The sequence below is a fragment of the Pseudoalteromonas sp. CO109Y genome (assembly GCF_004208935.1).
GTDB lineage: Bacteria > Pseudomonadota > Gammaproteobacteria > Enterobacterales > Alteromonadaceae > Pseudoalteromonas > Pseudoalteromonas shioyasakiensis.
Window position 1 is genome coordinate 24841 of the sequence record NZ_SGPD01000030.1, and the last position, 24307, is coordinate 49147.

At 41.6% G+C, this 24307-nt stretch carries 25 protein-coding genes; 13 read left to right on the forward strand and 12 right to left on the reverse strand.

The window, feature by feature from the left end:
- Positions 1-67 precede the first annotated feature (67 nt).
- On the forward strand, positions 68-751 hold the full coding sequence (locus tag EXT43_RS12025) for an alpha/beta hydrolase-fold protein (RefSeq protein WP_205990960.1): 684 nt from the start codon (positions 68-70) through the stop codon (positions 749-751).
- Here the strand turns inward: EXT43_RS12025 and EXT43_RS12030 are convergent.
- The 4 genes from EXT43_RS12030 to fadE all read right to left on the reverse strand — a co-directional run bounded on the left by EXT43_RS12030 (position 748) and on the right by fadE (position 6588).
- Positions 748-1227: a YchJ family protein gene (locus tag EXT43_RS12030; RefSeq protein ID WP_055196855.1), complete on the reverse strand. Its 480-nt coding sequence runs from the start codon at positions 1225-1227 to the stop codon at positions 748-750. The genes EXT43_RS12025 and EXT43_RS12030 overlap by 4 nt on opposite strands.
- 40 nt (positions 1228-1267) lie before the next feature.
- Positions 1268-1705: a SulA-like leucine-rich domain-containing protein gene (locus EXT43_RS12035; RefSeq protein WP_054551944.1), complete on the reverse strand. Its 438-nt coding sequence runs from the start codon at positions 1703-1705 to the stop codon at positions 1268-1270.
- 301 nt (positions 1706-2006) lie between these two features.
- Positions 2007-3932, reverse strand: a complete 1926-nt coding sequence (locus tag EXT43_RS12040) for a S9 family peptidase (RefSeq protein ID WP_130167063.1) — start codon at positions 3930-3932, stop codon at positions 2007-2009.
- Between the two features lie 199 nt (positions 3933-4131).
- Positions 4132-6588, reverse strand: coding sequence for an acyl-CoA dehydrogenase FadE (gene fadE, locus EXT43_RS12045; protein WP_130167064.1), 2457 nt, complete (start codon positions 6586-6588; stop codon positions 4132-4134).
- A 336-nt stretch (positions 6589-6924) separates the two neighbouring features.
- Between fadE and EXT43_RS12050 the strand changes: the two genes are divergently transcribed.
- A complete protein-coding gene (locus tag EXT43_RS12050) occupies positions 6925-7689 on the forward strand; it encodes a class II glutamine amidotransferase (protein WP_054561775.1) in 765 nt (254 codons plus the stop codon).
- A 15-nt stretch (positions 7690-7704) separates the two neighbouring features.
- Here the strand turns inward: EXT43_RS12050 and EXT43_RS12055 are convergent, their stop codons facing one another.
- The 5 genes from EXT43_RS12055 to cmoA all read right to left on the reverse strand — a co-directional run bounded on the left by EXT43_RS12055 (position 7705) and on the right by cmoA (position 12086).
- Positions 7705-8520 carry a DUF3108 domain-containing protein gene (locus tag EXT43_RS12055; protein WP_130167065.1) on the reverse strand — a complete coding sequence of 272 codons (816 nt, stop codon included), beginning with the start codon at positions 8518-8520 and terminating at the stop codon, positions 7705-7707.
- Complete coding sequence (gene purN, locus EXT43_RS12060; protein WP_130167066.1) at positions 8465-9112, reverse strand: phosphoribosylglycinamide formyltransferase; 648 nt, start codon at positions 9110-9112, stop codon at positions 8465-8467. Before purN ends, EXT43_RS12055 begins: the two co-directional genes overlap by 56 nt.
- Positions 9112-10164: a phosphoribosylformylglycinamidine cyclo-ligase gene (purM, locus tag EXT43_RS12065; protein ID WP_054551593.1), complete on the reverse strand. Its 1053-nt coding sequence runs from the start codon at positions 10162-10164 to the stop codon at positions 9112-9114. The genes purN and purM overlap by 1 nt, the downstream gene beginning before the upstream one ends.
- 200 nt (positions 10165-10364) lie before the next feature.
- A complete protein-coding gene (gene cmoB / locus EXT43_RS12070; RefSeq protein ID WP_130167067.1) occupies positions 10365-11333 on the reverse strand; it encodes a tRNA 5-methoxyuridine(34)/uridine 5-oxyacetic acid(34) synthase CmoB in 969 nt (322 codons plus the stop codon).
- A gap of 27 nt (positions 11334-11360) precedes the next feature.
- Positions 11361-12086 carry a carboxy-S-adenosyl-L-methionine synthase CmoA gene (cmoA, locus tag EXT43_RS12075; RefSeq protein WP_130167068.1) on the reverse strand — a complete coding sequence of 242 codons (726 nt, stop codon included), beginning with the start codon at positions 12084-12086 and terminating at the stop codon, positions 11361-11363.
- A gap of 118 nt (positions 12087-12204) precedes the next feature.
- On the opposite strand from cmoA, the gene EXT43_RS12080 reads away from it, so the two are divergent.
- From EXT43_RS12080 to EXT43_RS12095, 4 genes are all read left to right on the forward strand, one after another.
- A complete protein-coding gene (locus tag EXT43_RS12080) occupies positions 12205-12885 on the forward strand; it encodes a DUF3334 family protein (protein WP_063705977.1) in 681 nt (226 codons plus the stop codon).
- Positions 12886-13172: 287 nt separating this feature from the next.
- Positions 13173-13451 carry a hypothetical protein gene (locus EXT43_RS12085; protein WP_130167069.1) on the forward strand — a complete coding sequence of 93 codons (279 nt, stop codon included), beginning with the start codon at positions 13173-13175 and terminating at the stop codon, positions 13449-13451.
- A 75-nt stretch (positions 13452-13526) separates the two neighbouring features.
- Positions 13527-13829: a hypothetical protein gene (locus EXT43_RS12090; protein WP_130167070.1), complete on the forward strand. Its 303-nt coding sequence runs from the start codon at positions 13527-13529 to the stop codon at positions 13827-13829.
- Between the two features lie 132 nt (positions 13830-13961).
- Positions 13962-14978 (forward strand): DUF5924 family protein, encoded by a 1017-nt coding sequence (locus EXT43_RS12095; RefSeq protein WP_165385102.1) that lies wholly within the window; start codon positions 13962-13964, stop codon positions 14976-14978.
- 79 nt (positions 14979-15057) lie between these two features.
- Here EXT43_RS12095 and EXT43_RS12100 read toward each other — a convergent pair whose 3' ends face one another.
- Positions 15058-15552 carry a YgjP-like metallopeptidase domain-containing protein gene (locus EXT43_RS12100; protein ID WP_130167071.1) on the reverse strand — a complete coding sequence of 165 codons (495 nt, stop codon included), beginning with the start codon at positions 15550-15552 and terminating at the stop codon, positions 15058-15060.
- Between the two features lie 22 nt (positions 15553-15574).
- Positions 15575-16423 (reverse strand): DUF72 domain-containing protein, encoded by an 849-nt coding sequence (locus tag EXT43_RS12105; protein WP_130167072.1) that lies wholly within the window; start codon positions 16421-16423, stop codon positions 15575-15577.
- A gap of 227 nt (positions 16424-16650) precedes the next feature.
- On the opposite strand from EXT43_RS12105, the gene aspS reads away from it, so the two are divergent.
- From aspS to EXT43_RS12130, 5 genes are all read left to right on the forward strand, one after another.
- On the forward strand, positions 16651-18420 hold the full coding sequence (gene aspS, locus EXT43_RS12110) for an aspartate--tRNA ligase (protein WP_054561766.1): 1770 nt from the start codon (positions 16651-16653) through the stop codon (positions 18418-18420).
- 109 nt (positions 18421-18529) lie between these two features.
- Positions 18530-18736, forward strand: a complete 207-nt coding sequence (locus EXT43_RS12115) for a hypothetical protein (RefSeq protein WP_058585269.1) — start codon at positions 18530-18532, stop codon at positions 18734-18736.
- On the forward strand, positions 18733-19323 hold the full coding sequence (locus EXT43_RS12120) for a pentapeptide repeat-containing protein (protein WP_240701497.1): 591 nt from the start codon (positions 18733-18735) through the stop codon (positions 19321-19323). The genes EXT43_RS12115 and EXT43_RS12120 overlap by 4 nt, the downstream gene beginning before the upstream one ends.
- 31 nt (positions 19324-19354) lie before the next feature.
- Complete coding sequence (locus EXT43_RS12125; RefSeq protein ID WP_130167073.1) at positions 19355-19939, forward strand: GNAT family protein; 585 nt, start codon at positions 19355-19357, stop codon at positions 19937-19939.
- A gap of 20 nt (positions 19940-19959) precedes the next feature.
- Entirely contained in the window at positions 19960-20664 is a 705-nt protein-coding gene (locus EXT43_RS12130; protein ID WP_240701498.1) for an alpha/beta hydrolase, read from the forward strand.
- A gap of 7 nt (positions 20665-20671) precedes the next feature.
- On the opposite strand, the gene EXT43_RS12135 is transcribed toward EXT43_RS12130, so the two are convergent.
- Positions 20672-21559 (reverse strand): MBL fold metallo-hydrolase, encoded by an 888-nt coding sequence (locus tag EXT43_RS12135; protein ID WP_130167075.1) that lies wholly within the window; start codon positions 21557-21559, stop codon positions 20672-20674.
- 238 nt (positions 21560-21797) lie between these two features.
- Here EXT43_RS12135 and EXT43_RS12140 point away from each other — a divergent pair, with 238 nt between their 5' ends.
- Together EXT43_RS12140 and EXT43_RS12145 are read left to right on the forward strand one after the other, a co-directional pair.
- A complete protein-coding gene (locus tag EXT43_RS12140; protein ID WP_054551580.1) occupies positions 21798-22640 on the forward strand; it encodes a 2OG-Fe(II) oxygenase family protein in 843 nt (280 codons plus the stop codon).
- Between the two features lie 174 nt (positions 22641-22814).
- Entirely contained in the window at positions 22815-24263 is a 1449-nt protein-coding gene (locus EXT43_RS12145; protein WP_062564221.1) for a DEAD/DEAH box helicase, read from the forward strand.
- Positions 24264-24307: the final 44 nt, after the last annotated feature.

Below are 24307 nucleotides of genomic sequence, written 5' to 3' on the forward strand. Positions count from 1 at the left end.
CTTTGCCACGTACTAATACTGTGTTACTTAAAGATAAACATACCGAAAACCAATACCCATTACGATTATGTTGCCACGCAGCTACCAAAAGCAAAACCAGAAGCGCTACCCAGTTGTTTACCTGTTAGATGCAAACTACAGTTTGCCAATTACCTCTGGTGCTAGTCGCTTTATGATGAATTCTGGGGCTATAGAAGAGGTAATTATCGTTGCAGTAGGATATCAAAAAGGTGTATCTGGACTTAATAGCCGTATTTATGACTATACGCCATTTGAAGATAAAAATTGGCAGCGTAAAACTGGCGTAGCAAGTCAGTATCTAAACTACCTAAAACATACTGTATTGCCTTATATTGAGGCCGACTTCAGAACAACCCAAAAAAGTACGTTAGTCGGTAACTCACTTGGCGGTTTATTTGCGGCTTATACCTTATTCACTGAGCCTTCGCTTTTTTCAAATTATATTATCGGCAGTCCTTCAGTGTGGTTTAAGCAGCACAGCCTTTTAGCTTTGCATGTCGTACCCGCAGGTAAAGCAACTAAAGTGTATATTGGTATCGGCGAACTTGAAGAAAGCGAAGGTGAAAAAATGGTGTCGGGCGCAAGGCAATTAGCAGCTAAAATTACTAAACAAAGCGGCGCGCTGGTTACAACAAATTTATTTGTTATTCCTCAGGCACGCCATGCAACTGTATTCCCAACAACGATTACCCAAGCCTTAGACTGGATTTACCAGGTTAATGATAATTAAAGAGCGTGGCACTTTTTATATTTTTTGCCGCTCCCACAAGGGCACTCGTCGTTACGGCCAATTTTAATATCTGCAACTGGCGTTATATCACCGTCTAGGTAACGCCAAAGGCCATCTTCTTTAATAAAACGTGACTTCTCGTGTAACTCACAATACAAGTTTTGGTAAAAGTAATTAGCTTTAAATTCTACAAAACCTTCTTGATCATTATGTTCAGTATCTAAAACACTTAGTTTGGTAAAACGGCAGCTATTAGCAAAATCTTTAATTTCGCGAACCGGGTTCGCGGCTTGCTGGCTTTGTGCATAAGTACTAAATACATATTTTGCATCTTTTAGCGCGTATGCACTAAAACGAGAACGCATAAGTTGCTCTGGGGTATCAGCTTGGCTTGCACCTGTATGAAAAGGCTGGCAGCAAAGCTCGTAAGTCGATTCGCTGCCACAAGGACAAAGGGAGTGTGTGAGTGATGTCATAACAACTTACCTAAAACTATAAATTGTTATTTTAACAAGCCTATTGTGGCTGCGGTACTAAATTGTTTAATTGAGCGCTTTTTGTAAAACAATAAAATTTAGCAGATGCCTGCTCAAGGTTTAAGTTCATCGAATCAAGTTGATGATTGTTTACAATATCTGTCCATGTGATCACAGCAGCAAAATTACCGTTATGTAATGCTGAACTAAGAACATACTCAAGATTAACTAAATGTTTTTGTCTGATCACAAGAAGTTTGCTGGTATCAATCGAACATGAATCTAGTAAGGCTTTACTAGGAACATGATCAGGAGCAATTAATAGTGTCCATGCATTTTGGCTATTGTAATGATGCAATACTTTTAATAGCTCAAAAGTTGCTGAAATTTCGTCTTCAATTTGAATTAAATTAACAGACGCTTTGTCGTTATCTTGTTGGTAGCTTTTAACTGTTCTTAAGGTAATTGGCTGTAACATAACTTTCACTCACTGGTTGTTTATACAGTATGTGTATACAGTAGTTTATACAGTGTTTTTGCGCAAGTACTTTTTTGCTATTTTTTAACCAATGATTCAGTTTTATTTTAATTAAAATAATTTAATTGTTATAAAACAGTGATTTGTGATTTTAATTTGAAGGTGGGGAAAAGGTGAAAAATTTACCATTAAAGCTATACAGTGTTTTATACAGTGCTGTATAAACTGCTGAATTTTGATTCTATACAGGTGTTTTGCATAAAAAAGCCGGTATAGATACCGGCTTTTTTATGCAATTTTGCTACTTATCTAAGTAGGTATTTAAAAACTCAAGGTATGCATTTGAGGCTTTTATGCGGTTTTCTTTTTTAGTAAAACCATGGCCTTCATCATCGAATAATACATATTCAACAGGCACACCATTTGCCTTTACAGCGGCAACAAGTTCATCGCTTTCAACTTGTAAAACGCGTGGGTCGTTAGCACCTTGGATCACCATTAATGGCTTGGTGATGTTTTTAGCATGAAATAGTGGCGAAATGGCACGGTGACGTTCACCATCTGTCGCTGGGTCGCCCATTTCATCATACAGTGCCTTTTTAAAGCTTTCCCACCATGGTGGAATCGAGTTTAAGGTTCTAACCCAGTTTGTTACACCAAATATATTAATGCCTACTTTGAACTCTTCAGGTTCAAAGGCAAGTGCTGCGGCGGTCATAAAGCCACCATAGCTGCCCCCCATGATGCCAATTTTATCAGCATCAACCCAATCTAGGCTTTGTAGGTGTTTTTTACCGTAAACAATATCTTGTAAATCGTCAGTGCCGTGTTTTTTATCATCTAAATGGAAGAAGGTTTTACCATAGCCTGAGCTGCCACGGTTATTAACTGCAAAAATGGCATAACCATGATTGACTAGATGCTGCTGCATTGCACTATATCCTGTGCGACTTTGGCCGCCAGGACCGCCGTGCACCCAAACTAAAGCTGGTACTTTGTTGTTGCTATTAGCTTGCTTAGGCTTATATAAAACCCCAGGGATCTCTAAACCATCAAAGCTTTTAAAGCGCACAATTGTGCTTTCAACCAAGTCATTTTGATCAATGGCATCACTTAATGTGTTGGTTAATTGTTTAGCTTTTGATTCACCGAGTTGCCACACAAATAGGTTACTTGGCGAGGTATCTGAATTTAAATAAAATGCCATGGTCTTTTCATCAGCTGAAAAGTTCACACCACGTAAGTTACCAGCTGGCAGCGATGGCATGGCAATACCTTTACCTGTTGTGGTATCAATTATCGACACTTTAGTGCTTGCGTCAGCATTAACACCGCTTACTTGATAACGGCCAGATTTAGAGAAGTAAATAAAACTCACATCCCACTCATCTTTGAGGGCAGGGCTGTGCTCGCCGGTCGTTAAGTCATAGCGCCACACCTCTGCAAATTCACCTTTGGCATCGGTTGAGTAATATAATGATTTACTGTCTCTTGAGAAGGTTTCTGGGCCATATTTAGCGTCGTCGTCATGACGGGTAATGAGCTCTGGTTTCAGTGTTTTTTTACGCGTATCGAGAATAAAAACATCGCTGTCTTTGTTCGAATTGTTTTTCGATAAAGCAATAAAGCGGCCGTCAGGGCTGATCGCACCGACATCTAGCCCCATAGTATTTTGATAAACAGGCGTTACTTCATAGCTATTAGCATCAACACGATATAGGTCCATAAACTTAGCATCACGCTGATTGCTGGTTATAAAAAAGTGTTTACCGTCTTCTGTGAAGCCTGCAAATCCTGCACGGGTTTCTTCACCTGGCGTAAGATCTTTAACTGTGCCATCTGTTTCGCGAACGTAGATGTGATAACGCTCGTTACCGCCTGAGTCTTTAGTAAATAGTACGCGCTCATCTTTAGGGAAATAAGCCACAGCATAAGTACTGTCTTCAAAGTCTGTTAAGCGGGTTTTTTTGGCGGTTTTTATATCTACTTCGTACAGGCTATAAATGCCGCTTTCGTCACTGCTAACGAGTATTTTGTCGCCTTTCGGTGAAAAGCTGCTGCCCATAATTGAGGTTGTATCAAAAAAGGTTTCAGCATCATACTGTTTAACAGTTTGGCTTTGTTGCACGCTTTCGGTGCTACTTGTTGGTGGGGTTGATTGAGAACATCCTGCAAGCGCAAGGCTAAGCGCGCATGCAATGGCAGCTAGTTGAAAACTCGGTTTCATTGTAATTATTCCTTGTTAATTTTTCGTTATCAAGTGTTGCCTGTTCATAATCTAAACGCAAGTTTTACCCGTTCGATATTTGTTACAAATCATGTAATCAATTAGGGACAAAAAATGTGCTAGAGGGTTTTTAAACAAAAAAACCAGCGCAATTTGCGCTGGTTTGGTTTTTCATAACAATTGGAATTGTTTTGCTAGCTTAAGCGGCGTCTGCTTTTTTTTCGCTCTCGCCGCGGGCAACATTACCTGCAACTAAGTCTGCTGGGTCAAAGTCGTCAACGTTAATAACGTCAAGACGGGCTTTTTCAACAGCAGCTAGTTTGTCGGCTTCAGCTTGGCTTAAAATGCCTGCTTCTAGGCCCATTTGCGCTACTTTATCAAGCTGGAAGAAAGGCAGTTTTACGCCTTTTTCACGGCATACCTTGTCAAACAGAGGCTCAACTTCAAGAATGTCTTTAAGCGTTTGCTCTTGACGACCAACAAGGTTAAGTGGCTCGTTTTTAAGATAAATGTAGTTAGCTAAACGGTTACGAGTTTCGCTTGGTACTTGTAATAAGTGAGCTAGTTTGTGCTCAAGCTTATCCGTAGGCTTACGTACTGGACGACCGAATGGGAATAACATGATTTTTAGCATTGCACGTAGTGGTGCAGATGGCATGTTATTGATTAAGTCAGCGAGTGCACGTTGGCAGTGGTAAAGGTGATCTTGGCAGCTCCATTGAACAAGCGCAAAATCTTCTTTTTTACGGCCTTCGTCGTTGTAACGTTTAAGTGTTGCAGATACAAGGTATAAGTAGCTTAGTAAGTCACCTAAACGTGCAGAGATACGCTCTTTACGTTTTAATGAACCACCAAATACCGCCATGCTGATATCTGACATTAATGCTAATGATGCACTGAAACGTGACGCAACACGATAAAACTCAGCTGTTTCGTCTTTGTACGGTGTACTTGTGAAGCGAGCATTAGTTAGTGCTAACCACTTAGTACGAACAAGGTTCGAAATAGTAAAGCCAACGTGACCCATTAATGCTTTATCGAATACTGCAAGCGCTTCTTCGCGGTCTTCAATAGCACAAGCACCTAGCTCAGTTAACACGAATGGATGACAACGAATTGCACCTTGACCATAAATGATCATGTTACGCGTTAAGATGTTTGCACCTTCAACGGTAATTGCAATTGGCGCACCTTGGTAACCGCGACCTAAGTAGTTGTTTGGACCAAGCATGATGCCTTTACCACCATGAACATCCATGCCGTGAATCGTTGCTTCACGCATTTGCTCAGTTAAGTGGTATTTGATAATCGCAGAGACAACCGATGGTTTTTCACCAAGGTCAACAGCCCCTGTAGACATGCTAACAGCAGCATCTGAGCTATATGCGTAACCTGCAAGTTTTGCCATTGATTCTTCAACACCTTCCATTTGACCAATTGGTAAACGGAATTGACGACGAATACGGCTGTAAGAGCCTGTTGCAAGCGCAATTGTTTTAATGCCACCTGTTGAGTTAGACGGCAATGTAATTGCACGACCAACAGATAAACATTCAACAAGCATACGCCAGCCTTGGCCGGCCATTTTCGGGCCACCAATGATGTAATCAAGTGGTACGAAGATGTCTTTCCCGCGAGTAGGACCATTTTGGAATGGAACGTTTAGCGGGAAGTGACGACGGCCAATTTCGACCCCTGGAGTATCTGTTGGGATCAGCGCACAGGTAATACCTGGCTCTTTATCATCACCTAGTAAACCGTCAGGATCTTGTAGTTTAAATGCAAGACCAAGTACAGTCGCAACAGGAGCAAGAGTAATGTAACGCTTGTTCCATGTTAGGCTAATACCAACAACTTCTTCGCCGTTCCATTGACCTTTACAAACAACACCGTAATCAGGAATTGCACTTGCGTCAGAACCAGCTTCTGGTGATGTTAAAGCAAAACATGGGATCTCTTGACCACTTGCTAATCGTGGTAAGTAATGATCTTTTTGCTCTTTAGTACCATAGTGTTGAAGTAATTCGCCCGGACCTAATGAGTTAGGTACACCTACGATAGAAGAAAGTAGCGTCGATTTACTGGTAAGCTTTTGCAGTACACATGATTGTGCATAAGCAGAAAACTCTAAACCGCCAAATTCTTTTTTGATGATCATGGCAAAGAATTTATTATCTTTTAGATATTGCCAAACATCTTGCGGTAAATCAGTTAGTTCGTGAGTTGCGTGCCAGTCATCTAGCATGCTACACACTTCTTCAACTGGGCCATCAATAAACGCTTGCTCTTCGATAGTCAGTTTAGGTGCTGGGTATTGGTGCAATTTGTTCCAGTCAGGACGACCACAAAACAGATCCGCTTCCCACCACGTAGTACCGGCATCGATTGCTGATTTTTCAGTATCCGACATAGTCGGGGTTACTTTTTTGAAAGCAGCGAAGATAGGTTTGATGATGTATTGTTGACGAACGCCAGTCACAGAAAGTGGCACAGCGATAAGTAAGAATAGTAGCCAACTAATTGCGCCAAACGCGCCAGCAAATGTGCCAACAAGTAAAGTCGCAACGGCAATACCTAAGCAGGTATTCCAGCTTGCTCTGTGGTAACTCGCAATACTAAGCAGCACGAGTAAACCAAGTAAAAATATGAGAGTCATTGATTATTCCTTAATAGAGGTCAGACCACCTCTTTTAGATTAGCGCTAGAAAAGCGAATTATCAAGAGGGGAACAAGGATTAAAACGGCTTGTTTGGTGAGTTTTATTATTTTAAAAATGGCTATCAGTGCAAAAACATTTACAGCAGATGAGGAATTGTTGAGTAATTACTTATAATCAGCACCATGACGGCAGAGATTAGTTGCGAATTGCTCAGATAGTTCTGAAAATCTCAGCATAGCAGTTGCCATCCTTAGCGGTATGTTTAACAATGAGCGCAGGCAGGGATCAGCCCATCATGCCTTCCTTCGATTAGTTTTATAGGTTAAGAGTTCTATGTGTGAGTTGCTTGGCATGTCGGCCAATGTACCAACGGATATTTGTTTCAGTTTTTCAGGATTATTAGAGCGCGGTGGTAATACTGGCCCGCATAAAGATGGCTGGGGCATCACCTTTTATGAAGGTAAAGGCTGTCGTACATTTAAAGATCCTGAGCCAAGTTGCCAATCAGAAATTGCCAAACTCGTTAAAGCCTATCCAATAAAAAGTATTTCGGTGATAAGCCATATTCGCCAAGGTAATCGTGGTCGTGTCTGTCTTGAGAACACCCACCCATTTACTCGTGAGTTATGGGGACGCGAGATTACGTATGCCCACAATGGGCAATTATCGAATTATCATGATTTAAAACCAGATTACTATCGACCTGTGGGGAATACCGACAGTGAACTGGCGTTTTGTTGGCTGCTCGATAAAATTCGCGAAAAATACCCAAAGCGTCCATCAAATATGGCGTCTGTATTTCGTTATGCTGCCAAGCTTGCCCACACACTGCGTGAAAAAGGCGTATTTAATATGCTGCTTACCGATGGTGTTTTCGTTTTAGCTTATTGCACCAATAACCTACATTGGATCACACGCCGTGCGCCGTTTGGCAAAGCGACATTAATTGATGCAGACATGGTGGTTGATTTTCAAAAAGAAACCACACCGAACGATGTGGTTACTGTGATTGCAACAAGGCCACTCACTAATGATGAACGCTGGCAGAAAATGGAGCCAGGTGAGTTTGCCCTGTTTAAAATGGGCGAAAAGATTTAAATAAAAGATGAAGCGCTACTCAGGCGCTTCATTACTCACTTCTTGTTGCACTTCATTTGGAACACTAACAGGCGTGGTCACGGTAAATGAATTAAGTTGCACTTCAAATTGCTCTACGCCTTTTTCACCTTTCCACATACGAACTAGCATGTAGTCCATTTCTGGGGCAAACCAAGCGAGTGCTTGACGCTTGTCGTTATCGTATAAACGTTTTACTTTAATCGCTTCTACATTGCCGATGGGCAATGAAATCATTTCTGTGCCGACAACTTCAAAGTTGTAGTTACGTAAATTGCCTTTTTTATCAACAAGTGGATAAGATAATTGCGTTTTGCCTTGTTTTAGCTCTTCGCGAACTTGCACTTGATAAGACAGTGAGTCTTGAAATTCATCTGACCAATCAATTTTAAGAGGATATTTACTTTGGCTGCTTTGAACTTGTTTTTGCGCCGCATCAAATTTCAAGCTGTATTCTTTATCAGGCCCTGTGCCTGAGCGCTCCATGGTGTAGCTCATTGGAGAAATTTTCTGATCGTGATAAGTAAACATGGATGTTTCTTTTCGTGAGTCCGAAAAAATCATCCATTCGATTTCACTGTGATAGGTGATAACGTAGTTACCGTCAGCGGCTTTTTTCAGCTCGCGTACTGCTTTACCATGGGTTTCGCCTTTACGAAGTACATCGTATTTGGCTTGGTATTGAGTGAGATCGCCAGCTAAAACACTGGTAGGAAGTAATAAAGTGCCCACACAAGCGAGTAGGGCACTTAGATTTTTATTCTGGGTAGTGCGCGCCGTGTGCAGGAAGTTTCTTTTCGTCAAAAACTGCATAATCTGCTTCCATCTTGAGTCGTTGTTCACTGAACCACTTGACCACCAATGGATAGATTATATGTTCTTGCTGATGAACACGTTGTGCGAGTGTCTCTGCGGTATCGTTTTCGAGTACCGGCACTTTGGCTTGAAGAACAACGGGACCGCCGTCTAGCTCTTCTGTGACAAAGTGAACACTAACACCATGAACGTCATCTTTTGCATCTATCGCTCGTTGGTGGGTATTCAGCCCTTGGTACTTAGGCAACAAAGAAGGGTGAATGTTCAACATTTTTCCCTTAAATTTTTGCACTAAGCTAGGAGTAAGAATACGCATAAAACCAGCTAATACAACTAGATTTGGTTCAAAATTGTCAATAATGTCCATTAACTCAGCATCATAGGCCTCGCGCGAGTCAAAATCTTTATGGCTAAGTACACGTGTTTGTATACCTGCATTTTTTGCTCGTTCAAGGCCATAGGCGTCGGCTTTATTACTAATTACAGCGGCGATTTCGGCCTTAATATCACCACGCGCACACGCGTCGATGATGGCTTGAAGGTTTGAACCGCTACCAGAAATTAATACAACAAGACGACAAGGGGTCATTAGTCACGACCACCTAAAATTTCTACTTGCTCTTCGCCTGCTTTCGCATCTTGGATCTCACCGATATGCCATGCATTTTCGCCAAGATCTTTAAGGATTGTTAAGCTTTGCTCAAGTTTGTCAGCTGGAACAACTAAAACCATGCCTACACCACAGTTGAATGTACGGTACATTTCGTGTGTTGTGATGTTGCCGTTTTCTTGTAACCAGTTGAAAACAACAGGCCATTCCCAGCTATCACCTTTGATTACTGCTTTTGCAGATTCAGGAAGTACGCGCGGGATGTTTTCCCAGAAACCACCACCCGTGATGTGAGATAACGCGTGAACATCAACCTGCTTGAATAGCTCAAGTAGTTGTTTAACATAGATGCGTGTTGGCTCTAAAAGGTGATCGCCTAGTGTTTTGCCTTCAAGCTCTGCGCTTGTGTCTGCGCCAGATACTTCAAGAACTTTACGAATTAATGAGAAGCCGTTTGAGTGAGGACCACTTGATGCAAGTGCGATTAATTGGTCGCCTGCAGCAACTTTAGTACCGTCGATAATTTTTGATTTTTCTACAACACCAGTACAGAAACCAGCCATGTCGTAGTCTTCGCCGTCGTACATACCTGGCATTTCAGCAGTTTCACCACCGATTAAAGCGCAGCCAGAAAGCTCACAGCCTTTACCAATACCTGTTACAACATCAGCCGCAGTATCTACGTCTAATTTACCCGTTGCATAGTAATCAAGGAAAAATAGAGGCTCTGCACCTTGTACAATAAGGTCGTTTACACACATAGCAACAAGGTCGATACCCACTGTGTCGTGCTTTTTAAGATCGATTGCTAAACGTAGTTTTGTACCAACACCGTCTGTGCCAGCAACCAGTACAGGCTCTTTATAGCCAGTTGGTAGTTCGCAAAGTGCGCCAAAACCACCGATACCGCCCATTACTTCAGGACGTCTGGTTTTTTTAACTACGCCTTTAATACGCTCAACAAGTGCATTACCGGCATCGATATCTACGCCCGCGTCTTTATAGCTAAGAGACTGTTTTTGTTCGCTCACAGGTTTTCCTCAAAAAAGTTGCATGTGGGTTGCTTAGAAACGCGCGTATTTTACAACAATTGCACTGGCGCGGCTAGTTGAAAAATCACTTTAACCGACTTGACAAGGACAGTTGTCCGGTTTTTTGTTTTCAAGTTCCAAGGCAAAAGTATCAGGCAAATGAACTTTTAACCTTGAAACTCGAAACTTCTCACTATTTGTTAAGCTTTCGCGGTTAAAATAGCGCGAAGAGGGGCAGGGTAACCTTCAATGGTTTTGCTGGTGTCATTTGGGTCTAAAAAGTCGACTAATGATTCGTTTTCCATCCACTGGGTTTTACGTTGTTCTTCAAGCGTTGTGATTGCGCAGTCTTTAACTTGTACATCTTTAAAGCCAACGCGCTCCATCCATAGTTTTAATGCCGCGGTGCTTGGGATAAACCATACATTACGCATTTTCGCATAGCGGTCAGTTGGCACTAAAACTGTGTGCTCATCACCTTCAACAACCAGTGTTTCAAGGACTAACTCACCACCAGGGCGAAGCTGTGCTTTTAATTGCGCTAAAAAGTCGATAGGTGAACGACGATGATATAAAACACCCATTGAAAATACTGTATCGAATGCTTTTAGCTCTGGCAGAGCTTCAACACCTAATGGTAATAAATGCACGTTTTCATCTTGGTGATAATGCTTTATCGCTTGGAATTGGCATAAGAACAAATCAGATGGATCGATACCCACCACAAAATTTGCGCCTTCACCACGCATGCGCCACAAGTGATAACCTGAGCCACAGCCAATATCAAGCACAGTGCGGCCTTTTAACGGTTCGATATGAGGCAGTAAACGATCCCATTTCCAATCACTGCGCCACTCAGTATCAATTTCGATACCGTGTAAGCTAAATGGCCCTTTACGCCATGGCATCATGCGCTTTAATAAATGCGTTAACTGTTTTTGCTGACCTTCAGATAGCTCATCACCGGTGCCAATTTGTACTTTATCCTGAAGATTCACATGGTTTGTGCTTACGTCAGGTAAGTTTTTCAGCACTTTTTGCCATTTCGGTAAATCACCGTGGCTGGCTTCTAGTTCCCAGTGCTTTAATTGACCTGGCAAAGTTTCGAGCCAGTGGCTAAGAGGGCTTTGTGCAATCGCAGCGTAAAATTGGTTAAACCATTGAGACATGAAATACTCTTTATATCGTTGTGATGATTACTTGATTGCAATCATCGAGCAGAAGTTAAAACATTGATACCACACTTGCGTTTGGCTAAAACCAATTTCACTTAATCGGTTTAAGTGGGTAGATAAATGATCAGGGCGCATGACATTTTCGATAGCCGTACGCTTTTGGCTGATCTCAAGCTCCGAATAGCCGTTATGACGTTTAAAATCATGGTGTAAATCAATGAGCAAATTATCGCATTGCTCATTTTCGCCTCTAACTTTTTCGCTCAGCAGCAAAACACCGCCTGGTTTTAAATTTGCGTAAATCTTTTCAAGCACCGCTTGGCGCTTTTCAGGTGGAATAAACTGTAGTGTAAAGTTCATCGCGACCACAGAGGCATTCTCGATAGCTAAATCGTTGATATCACCCAGTGTAACCGTGACCGGCACGTCAGAGCGAAAACCTTGTAAATGTAATTTACAGCGCTCAACCATCGCTTCTGAATTATCAACAGCAATGATATTACAGTTATCAGTGCGAATATTGCGGCGCATACTTAACGTTACAGCACCAAGTGAACAGCCTAAGTCGTATAGGTTTGAATTGCTTTGCGCGTACTCACCAGCCAGCTTACCCATGGTGCTAACAATAGTTGCATAACCTGGCACCGAGCGCTGGATCATATCAGGGAAAACTTCTACTACATGTTGGTCAAAGCTAAAGTCTTTAACCGCTTGCTCAGTGGCATAAATACTGTCTTTTTGCGTCACGTGAACAGTCTCTTTAAAAAATAATACCGCTATTTTAGCATTTTTAACTGGATAGTCAGTGATAAATTCAGTAGCTTGGCTAGAATTATCAATAACAAGTACAAAAAAGAGAAGTTTAATGACAAAAAGCAAAGTGATCAGTACAGAAGATATCTTATCAACTCTGTGTCATTCAGTGACTGGAGTTCTGTCTTCAGCAAGCGGTAACGGTATTAGTTATTCTGCCATGGTTCAAAAAATCACCCGCACCTGTATGCGTCCAGATATTGGCTGTTTTGTATTGTTCGATGGTGGCTTTACCGGTCTTGTGGTAACAAACTTCACAGCGCAAGCAGCCATGGAAATTTACCATGACTACATGCGCAACATGGGTATGCCAGAAGACGAAATTGCACAAAGCCATTTATCAGATGATGTGGCAAACGTACTCGGCGAGCTGATGAACCAAATCGTTGGTGACTTTACGTCAAAAGTACGCGACCAACTGCATACTTCTATTACGCAAAACCAACCTAAGATGATGGCGATTAACAAACAGGTGCAAATTTCTGTTGATACCACCATGGATAGACCACAAGCACGCCGTGTGACATTCACTACAGCGAAGCAAAATATCTTCTATCTAGAGCTTGCGATGGATAAAACTGAATTTATCAAACTACATGACTTTGATATTTCAGAAGCCGTTGACCCAGATGACATCATCGAAAATGAAGCTAAACAAAAAGCTGAAAAGCAAAAAGCATCATCACAAGCAGACGATGCAGATGATGACTTTATGGCAGAACTTGGTTTGTAACAGCTTACGTAGGTTGGGTAGAGCGTAGCGAAACCCAACGGCATGAGCTGTCAGCCATCAGCTTTCAGCCGTCAGATAAAAAATAGAGGCGCGGGTCAGACCGCGCTTTTTTGTTTTTAAAAGGCTATAGCACTTAGTGTTTTATGTTGAGTTTATTTCAACGCTGAAATTCAATTGAGGGTACTAAGCCCTAAGTTTGAAATATGGTTTTGCAGCTTTCGTTAAGTTAATGTTTTGGTGTGTAATACATAAATTAATCTACTGAAATAACTCAATAGGCAATTGAATTGAAATTTAATCACATATACCAAGATGTTATAGTCGATGAAGTGAAGTTAAAACGCTCTGGGAGTGAATTTCAAGTGTTTGTGACATTCCAAACTCAATCGGAGACTTTACATGTTGTACTTAATGGAGTCCGAGAGATTGATAATATTTCTGATTTGTTAGAAGCAAAACAACTTTGGCTTGAAGATAGCGAATCTAATCAAGCTGAGTATGGAAAATTTAACCTTGGTATTTCACATGAGAGTTACACGGAAATTTGCTTTGACTCATTAGGTTAAGGGCCTTGTAAGCTACCTTGGTATAAAAAATAGTGCTTGGTAGCAATTGCTTACATTCTTAGGTTGAGGAAAATAGTGCTACAAGAATTAGAAAATTGGAGAAATTCAAAATCTAAAATTTTGACAATTGAAAATCTCAAGGTGGTTCTTTCTGCTCAATTGGGTGAGCCAACTAAAGCTCAATACATTGAAATTAAGGGCAATGGCCTTATAGCAAGAGCAACACTTTGGGAAAATGGTAACCTTGTATTAAAAGCAGTTAGTTGCCAGTCTGATAAGCAGGTAATTTTAAAACATCTGAATTCATGTGAGGCATGGCAAATTGACGATGAACTTAACTGGTGGTTGAGTCAAATTGTTATTTACGAACCTTCATAATCGATGCGGTTGAGTAACTAGTCTTGGCTCAAAACTTACAGTTTAAAACTTAGAACTTAAAGCTCGTTTTAAAGCCTACATTCATCCAATTTATGCTTTACTCATAAAGCCTTAAATGGATTTGATGATTGCATGAATTACTTAAAAAACTTTATAACTAAATTTGTTTTCATGATGCAGAAGCGGCCGGGGTTGATGGCGGTGTTGGCTTTTTGCAGTGGTGTGGCAAGCTATGTCTTTGTTGAACGAAAAGAATCGTTTTCGCAACTTATCTCTATTTTGTTATTAGTCACTTGGTTGTGGTTGTTAATAGATAACTGGCTAAGAGATAAAGTAGAGGAGCGTTTTGGAGTGGCGGTGTCGCCCAACGTGATGCGCTTTGCGCTGCAAGTTGTGCAGCAAGAAAGTTTGTTTTTTGCTTTACCATTCTTCTTGGCGGTGACTACTTGGGACCATGGTCAGGCCGCGTTTACCGCTTTAATTATTCTTTGCGCGTTCGTTTCTGTTGTTGATCCTCTCTATTATAAAAAGCTTGCAAGGCACAGTGTCTGGTTTAGTGTGTTTCATAGCTTTTCTTTGTTTGTCGTGCTGTCGGTTACCTTGCCTATTTTATTAAAGTTAACGACCAGCCAAAGTTTTGAAATTGCACTAATAACAGCGGTTATTTTAACGGTCCCCAGTCTTGGCAATTTGATGCCCAATGCTAAATGGTGGCGTTTCCCGTTATTGGTGTTATTGCTTTGTGCTTTAAGTGCAGGGCTTTGGCAATTACGTAGTTTTGTGCCACCTGCAGCACTGCGTTTAACCGATATGAGTATGTCATATCAGTTAGATCCACAAGCTCGTAAACCGCTTTCGCCAATAACAGAACTCACTGAGCAGAGCTTACATGAAAACGGTCTATATAGTTTTAGTGCGGTAAAAGCACCGCGAGGTTTAAATGAAAAAATCTTCCACGTTTGGGTGCATAATCGAAAAGAAGTTGACCGCATAGCCTTGGATATTTCTGGTGGTCGTAAAGAGGGCTATCGAGCGTGGAGCCATAAAACGAATTTCCCTGCAAATGCCGCAGGAAAATGGGTCGTTAAAGTGGTTACCGAATCTGGGCAGCTAATAGGGCAAAGAAGGTTTGAGGTTACAGAAATATAGCGCTAAGTTACAAGCTGAAAGCTTCAAGTTTAAGAAGTGCTAGCTTAAAGCTTAAGACTTACAGCTATAAGCTTTGCGCTTAGTACGGATTTTTCCCTTCACCTACCAACACACTGAATATTCTTAAATCCAGTTCTAGTTGATGGTATTGCGGCTCCATGTGGCAGCAAAGTTGATAGAAGGCTTTGTTGTGGTCTTTTTCCTTAAAATGAGCCAGCTCGTGTACGACGAGTGCTTTGAGAAGTGGCTCAGGTGCGCGAAGTAGGTCGCTATTAATGGCAAGATCGTGTTTTCTGGTTTTACCTTGCATACGAAAAGTATGGGTCCCCAAGGCATTTGTGACCATATCGCCTTGCTTTTTGAATGCGGCACGGCCAAAAGGCAGGGCATTTTTAAGGTAGCGCTTTTTTAGTTCAGTGGCGTAATTGTATAAAGCTTTATCGCTGGTAATACTATGCGCATCAGGGTATTTGCCTTTAAGGTATTTTGCGGCTCTGTCACCATTAAATAGCTGTAACACTTGCTCAATGATATGGGGCGGGTAACCTTGAAAATAACGGCTGTAATCTTTCATATTTTCTCTGATAAATCGGGCGCTAAAATAAACTGCTTTGGCTTGCTTCGCGTTCACCTATAAAAGGCGTTATTACGGGGTGATTGTAACCTAAATCTTGGCAAAACTGTCTTGCTAAAAGTGGTGACTGGCGATTATCTGCGGTATGAAAAAACAAATAGGGTGATTTTCCTTCATCAAGCCATTGCTTTACTTTTTTCAGCCATGGCTGGTAATACGACTTGTATTCATGTTCAAGACTGGCAATCACAAAGCGCAGCATAGGCTGATTTCCTGTTGCAATGGCATGCACAGGTAAATAAGGTTTTTTCTTTTGCGCATCAATGAGTGCATCGGTATCGGCGGGTACAGCAAATAAAGCGCGGGTATCCATACTGATGCGATCTATATTATTTTCAATTAACAGCTGATTTAAACGAATCTCAGCATCATCCTTATTAAAAAAGCCGGGGTGACGTACTTCTACACCGTAACTAAGTTGCTTGGGGAGTTGTGCAATAAAATTAGCAAGCAGGGGTAGAGCATCTGGGCCAAAGGCGCGGGGTAGCTGCAACATAATTTGCCCCGTTTTAGCAAAAATTGGCTCAAATAAGTTTAGCCATGCATTAAGCTCACTATTTATATTCGTCAGCTGTAATTCGTGACTAAAACGCCGATGAAACTTAAACGTAAATTTAAAGTCTTCGGGTACCGCATCATGCCAGCGTAATAATGACTCATGACTTGGATCAGCATAAAAACTGGTGTTGCCCTCGACTGAATTAAAGCATTGCGCATACTCACTGAGCATGTCGGCGCTTTTACAGTGACTAGAGAGCAAATTTCCTTTCCATGCGGTGCTAGACCACTGCGGACAACCTAAATACAGCATTAAATCAACCAATAAATTTCAACTTTAGCTAGTGTATCAAAAGAAATGTTTGCTCAGAAGTCGGGGTATATATTTAGTCCCCGACAGGTACTGCTGGCACTCGCATTTTGCGATGGTTTGGGTATAATGCTTTGCCTTAAATGATTACTATGTATAGTGGCTTTTGCTCTCAAAATAGCGAACTCTTAAGAGCAGGCGGCTATAAGTCTTTAACTGACAGGAATACTATGCGCTCTATATATTGCGGACAGCTAAATAAATCTCACGTAGATCAAGAAGTTGAACTATGTGGTTGGATCAACAAACGCCGTGACCTTGGTGGCCTTATCTTCGTCGATTTACGTGACAGAGAAGGTTTAGTACAAGTTGTTTTTGATCCTGAAGTAGAAGGATTAATGGATACTGCGAATAAACTACGTCAAGAGTTTTGTGTGCAGTTAAAAGGTGTTGTTCGCGCACGCCCTGATAGCCAAGTAAATAAAGACATGGCAACAGGTGAAGTTGAAATTTTAGGCACAAGCTTAACTATCATCAACCGTTCAGAGCCATTACCACTTGACTTTAATCAGCAAAACTCTGAAGAGCGCCGCTTAAAATACCGTTACCTTGATTTACGTCGTCTTGAAATGAGCGACCGTATCAAACTTCGTGCAAAAGCGAGCAGCTTTGTGCGTCGTTTCTTAGATGACAATGGTTTCTTAGATATCGAAACACCGGTACTAACAAAAGCAACACCTGAAGGTGCCCGTGACTACTTAGTACCTAGCCGTGTTCACAAGGGTAGCTTCTACGCTTTACCTCAGTCACCACAGTTATTTAAACAATTATTAATGATGTCGGGCTTTGACCGTTACTATCAAATTGTTAAATGTTTCCGTGACGAAGACTTACGTGCTGACCGTCAGCCAGAATTCACACAAATCGATTTAGAGACGTCATTTATGAGCTCTGATGAAGTGCGTGCAATGACTGAGAAAATGATCCGTGAAATGTGGCAATCATTATTAGACGTTGACTTAGGCGACTTCCCAGTAATGCCATACAGCGAAGCAATGAGTTTATATGGTTCTGATAAACCAGACCTACGTAACCCAATGCAACTTGTAGACGTTGCTGATTTAGTAAAAGACGTTGAGTTTAAAGTATTCTCTGGTCCTGCTAATGACGAAAAAGGCCGTGTTGCTGTATTAACTGTACCAGGCGGTGCTGAGCTTTCTCGTAAACAAATCGACGATTACACTAAATTCATTGGTATCTATGGCGCGAAAGGCCTTGCATGGATGAAAGTGAACGACCGTGCTGCGGGCGTTGAAGGTGTACAGTCACCAATCGCTAAGTTCTTAAACGAAGAAGTGATCAACCAATTACTTGAGCGTACTAACGCACAATCTGGCGACATCATTTTATTTGGTGCTGACAAGCGCAACGTTGTAAACGAAGCAATGGGTGCGCTTCGTCTTAAGATTGGTGTTGATTTAGGCATTACTGATCTTGATAGCTGGAAACCATTATGGGTTGTTGACTTCCCTATGTTCGAAGAAGACGACGAAGGTACATTGCATGCGGTTCACCACCCATTCACTGCACCGAAAGGTATTTCTCCTGAAGAGCTTGAAGCAAACCCAGCTGGTGCACTATCAGATGCATACGACATGGTATTAAACGGCTACGAAGTTGGTGGTGGTTCGGTACGTATTCACAATGCAGAAATGCAAGAAACAGCATTCAGAATTTTAGGTATCGAAGCGCAAGAGCAACAAGACAAGTTTGGTTTCTTACTTGATGCACTTAAATACGGTACGCCACCGCATGCAGGTCTTGCGTTTGGTCTTGACCGCTTAGTTATGTTGTTATGCGGTACTGATAACATTCGTGACGTTATTGCTTTCCCTAAAACAACTCAAGCGTCATGTTTATTAACAGATGCACCAAGCAAAGCAAATGCAGATGCATTAACTGAGCTTGCAATTGATGTTGTAGCGAAAGACGCTGAATAATTCATAATAGCCTGAATTATAAGACTTAATGAATAATAACCCTAAGGTGTATGCCTTAGGGTTTTTTTGTGCTTAAATGAATATTTAGTATGTTCTTCAAGGAGAGAGAATGAATATCAATGCAACTTTAATCGGGCAAATAATTGTTATTTTAATTCCTGTGTTTGCCGCTATCAGCTATTACTTAGGTAAGCGCAAAACCTCAACACCAATCGTGGTGGCCGTTATTGGTGGGTTACTAGCGCTAATTCCATTGTTTGGTCTTATTTTTATTGCAGTACTTGCGCTTAAACAAGATATTGAGACCACCGCGTGATCGCAAGCCACTCGCTTTATTTTGAACACACCTTTGAAGTAAACCTTGCAGGGCAAACATTTTCGCATTGCGAATTTGAGCAATGTGAATTTATTGACTGTGACTTTAGCAATAGTCAGTTTGAAAACTGTCGGTTCATAGAGTGTGAGTTTAAAAACTGTAATTTAGCTGCGCTTGGGCTTAGATACACCTCGCTTGAAGAAGTAAGCTTTAAACAGTGTAAATTAACCAGTGTGCGCTTTACTGATGTTGATTGGCCGCTACTTGCCAGCCGTGCCCCAGTGAGTTTTGTTGGCTCTGAACTTAGCCACAGCAGCTTTTTTGAACTTAGTTTAAAAGCTTTAAAAATGCGCAGCTGTTTTGCCAAAGATGTTGATTTTAGACATGCAGATTTATCTTCAGCTGATTTTACTGATACGGACTTTCGTGACAGCTTGTTCCAACAAACCAACCTCAGTAAGGCTAATTTTATTGGTGCCAGCCACTTCGCCATTGATATAACAGCTAACAATATCAGTAAGGCCAAATTTGAACGTTATGCTGCTTTGGATTTATTAGCAGGGCTCGATATAGAGCTGGTGGATTAAATATTATTGCTAATTAAAGTTAAGGAAAGTTATGGATTTAAGTCCCATCACCTTAGAAGGTCAATTTGTTAAATTAGTGCCGTTAACGCTTGAGCACCGTGATGCTTTAGTTAACGCCGCTTCAGATGGAAAGCTTTGGGAGCTTTGGTTTACCTCGGTGCCCAATGAAGAACGTGTTGACGATTATTTAAGTATGGCGTTTGAACAACAGTCACTTGGTCGCGCATTACCATTTGCTGTCATCGATAAACACACCGATGAGGTGATAGGCTCAACTCGCTTTTGTAATATCGACAGTAAAAACCGCCGTTTAGAAATTGGCTATACCTGGTATGCCAAGCGTTTTCAGCGTACTGGGGTTAATACTGATTGTAAAAAACTGCTGCTGAGTTATGCATTTGAAACACTTAATGTGATTGCCGTTGAGTTTCGTACTCATTGGCATAACCAGGCTTCGCGCAATGCCATTGCTCGCTTAGGAGCAAAACAAGATGGGGTGCTTCGTAATCACCAAATTATGGCCGATGGATGCGTACGCGACACCGTGGTGTTTTCAATTATTGATGGTGAGTGGCCTATGGTTAAACGTAGCTTAGAATTCAAATTATCATGTTAAATATTAAAAAGGCGGCGCTAATGCTTGCTTTAACTCTTTGCGGGCAAACAGCCTTTGCAAATCAAACAGAGACACTGTTTGATACTGAGCGGGCACGCCATATTCCGGTGACCATTACAGAAGCCGATAGCAAATGTACGATAAAGAAGAAATGCCCCGTGGCGTTTATTGGGGCAGGCTATGGTATGGCACATACAGACTATCAATTTGCCCAGCAGGCCTTTCATCAGCATGGTTATTTAACGGTTGAAGTTGCTCATGAGTTAAAAGGTGATCCGAGTTTAAACCCGGAGCCACCATACATGACCACACGCATGGAAAACTGGCACCGTGGTGTACAAACCCTTGATTTTTTAGCCGTAGAACTTGCAAAGCGTTATCCTGAGTATGACTTTAATAAGCTCACTTTATTTGGGCACTCAAATGGGGGAGATATTGCAGCATTATATGCGGCTATTTATCCCGCTAAGGTAGCTAAGCTGATCACCCTTGATCATCGCCGTATGCTGATCCCGCGAAACAAAAATATTGCTGTACTGACACTACGCGGTAGCGATTACCCAGCAGATGACAACGTATTGCTAACGCCGCAAGAGCTCGCTGTATACCCAGTGACGCAAATTAAGCTTAAAGATTCGCGCCATAACGATATGTATGATGGTGGCCCAAAATCGCTTGTTGCACGTATGAGTAAAGAACTTAACGCGTTTTTATCTCGCTATTGATGCTCAGTTAAAACTGAGCATCAATGTCGCTGCGAAAATTAAAATAACCCATCTCGACAAGGTTGTTATACACACCCTCAATATTCAGTGGTAGCCATTGCTGGTACATTTTTAAATGGCTGTATTTAGGTAAGCTTATTTCTTTTTGTAAGGTCGCAAGATTTTTACCTTTTAACATGCCATCGCGCACAGCAGTGTGTAAGTCTTGAATATAGTGTAAATAAGAGACAACATCATCGCGGTTGCCAGTATCTGCATGGCCACCTATAAATGCAGCAAACGCAGGTTCATTTAGTACTGCTTTGGTTGAATGCAGCATGCCGTTAATATCGTAACCAATCAGGTTTTTATATGGCATGCGGCCAAGCACAATCCAATCAACAACATAAAGTACATTGGCAGGCATAAAACGCATACTGACATTGCCGCGGCCATTATTGGGCCCGTAGTAATTAAGAAGCACGTAGCTATCACCTAAATCGACTTTGAGTGTATCGGTAAATGTAAGATCAGGCAGGGCAGTTGGCACTTTATTTAATTTAAGGTCCTCAGCTGCAAATTGATGAGCGACGACCGTGGTGTTGTTATCGATTAGCTCATTACCGCCCATTGCATGGTCAACATGGCTATGGCTGTACAACATGTACTTGATATCGGCATTAAAGGTTTTCTTGATATAGCTTTTTAAGTATTTTGCGGCATCGCTATTAATAGGATCAGTCACTAAGGCCTGGTTATCAACAATCATAAAAGCGCTGTGATAATGGCCAGCACTAAAGCGATATACGTTGTCTTTAATATTTTCGACTTTATAGTTTGCTTGTTCTGCACAGATGGCCTGATTGGTTACAAGTATCAGCGCACTGAAAAGTAAGATTTGCAGATTTTTGAACATTAGCGATCCTTTTGCGTTGAAATGTGTCTAATTAACCATATCAAAGTTTAGGTAATAGTACATATTATACTACTTAAGGGGTTAGTTGATCTGTATCAAAGTTAAGGAGCTAAGCAAGGTGGGGCGGACATAAGTCCTTATGTTTTTGCCTGTGTTTCTCTATCCTCGCGAAGCGCTATAATGAAGAAATGCTATGCTTAGCACAGACTTCTAGAACCTTATTCACTGGAAAAGACAAATGCAACATTTACCTACCGTTGATTATAAAGCGAGCGATGCGGCCGCTCAATTTGTTGAGTCACTAAGAAACACAGGTTTCGGTGTATTAAAAAATCACCCAATCCCTCAGTCATTAGTTGAGTCTATTTACAAAAATTGGCAAGAATTCTTTAATTCTGAGCAAAAGCACGAGTTTTTATTTTCAAAAGAAACACAAGATGGTTACTTCCCACCATCAGTGTCAGAAGTTGCAAAAGGCTTTACCGTTAAAGATATTAAAGAGTATTACCACGTTTATCCAAAAGGCCGTGTTCCAGCACAGCTAGAAGAAGAAATCCGTGAGTACTACCGTTTAGCGAATGAGTTTGCAGCAACATTATTAAGCTGGGTTCAAGCTGAAGCTCCAGAAGAAGTGCGTGCTAAGTTCTCTATCGACCTTAAAGATATGATTGCTAACTCTGAGCAAACACTCCTGCGTATTCTTCATTACCCTCCAATGACAGGTGATGAAGAGCCAGGTGCAATCCGTGCAGCAGCACATGGCGACATCAACTTATTAACTGTATTACCTGCGGCAAATGAGCCAGGTTTACAAGTACAAAAAACAGATGGCGGTTGGTTAGACGTACCATGTGATTTTGGTAACCTGATCATCAATATTGGTGACATGCTTCAAGAAGCGTCAGGTGGTTACTTCCCATCAACGATTCACCGCGTGATCAACCCAACGGGTAAAGCGTCAACGAAATCACGTATCTCGTTACCACTATTCTTACACCCGCGTCCTGATGTTGTGCTTTCTGAGCGCTACACAGCAGACAGCTACTTACAAGAGCGTTTACGCGAACTTGGTGTTAAGTAAAGATTGGGTATATGAGAACAAAGCGGCATTAAAGCCGCTTTTTTTATGCCTTAAATTAGTCTGCTAAGTTCAGCATTAAGTGTTAGTTTGCAAATAATTCCATGCATTATTGACTATCCTAGGTATAATGCGCGCACTTCGCCGAATCGGCTGAATTTTTTAAAGAGAGATAGTATGAGTTTTGATGGGTTAGGTTTATCACCAGCTTTAGTAAATGCAGTTTTAGAAAAGGGCTATGAAGCACCAACGCCTATTCAATCACAAGCTATCCCTGCGATCATTGAAGGCCGCGATGTTATGGCCGCAGCGCAAACTGGTACAGGTAAAACAGCAGGTTTTACGCTGCCGTTAATTGAGCGTTTGTCAAAAGGCCCTAAAGCGGGTGGCAATAAAGTACGCGCATTAGTATTGGCACCAACTCGCGAGCTGGCTCTACAAGTAAGCGAAAATGTTGAGCAATATGCTAAGCATTCAAATGTTAGCTCATTTGTTGTTTATGGCGGCGTTAAAATTAATCCGCAAATGATGCGCCTTCGTAAAGGTGTTGATATTTTAGTTGCCACACCTGGTCGTTTATTAGATCTACACAATCAAAATGCTGTTAAGTTTGATGATTTAGAAGTGCTGATCCTTGATGAAGCCGACCGTATGCTTGATATGGGCTTTATTCATGACATCAAACGTATCATTGCTAAATTGCCTGCTAAACGTCAGAACCTGATGTTCTCAGCGACGTTCTCTGATGAAATTCGTGAACTTGCAAAAGGGCTCATTAACGACCCCGTTGAAATTTCAGTTGCGGCAAAAAACACCACAGCTAAAACGGTTACTCAATCTGTTTATGCGCTAGATAAATCACGTAAAACAGCATTGCTTAGCCATTTGATCCGTACTAATGATTGGCAACAAGTATTAGTATTTTGCCGTACCAAGCATGGTGCAAACCGTTTAGTTAAGCAGCTTGAACGCGATGATATTGTTGGCGCTGCCATTCACGGTAATAAATCGCAAGGCGCTCGCGTTAAGGCACTCGAAGGCTTTAAATCGGGTGAAGTGCGCGTACTAGTTGCAACCGATATCGTTGCCCGTGGCCTAGATATTGTTGAGCTACCTCACGTTGTTAACTACGATTTACCGAATATTTATGAAGATTACGTTCACCGTATTGGCCGTACAGGCCGAGCGGGTGCATCGGGTCATGCTATATCGTTTGTAACAGCAGATGATGCCGACGATTTGTATGGTATTGAGCGCTTTATTGGTGAGCTTATTCCGCGTGCAACCGAAGCAGGTTTTGAGCCAAGCAAACCAGTTGCTGAAAAGCCACTAGATACGCGTCCAATCAAGCCGAAAAAACCAAAGAAACCGAAAAAGCCAAAAGCACCAGCTCAAGATGGTCAAGGTGCAGCAAAACCTGCACAAAAGCCAAAACCTAAATCGCAAAAGCGACCTTCACAAGGTAAGTGGCAGGGTAAGGGTAAAGAGCAGGGCCAAAACCCAAAAGGCGCTAACAACGGGAATAAATCGAATAACAATAAACCAGCAGGTAATAAACCTGTGGGTAATCGCCAGCGTGTATCGGGACCATCTCGCCCAAGACGTAAACCCGCTGGGGATAGTTAATAACAGTAAAAATAAAAAAACGCGCAATTGCGCGTTTTTGTTTT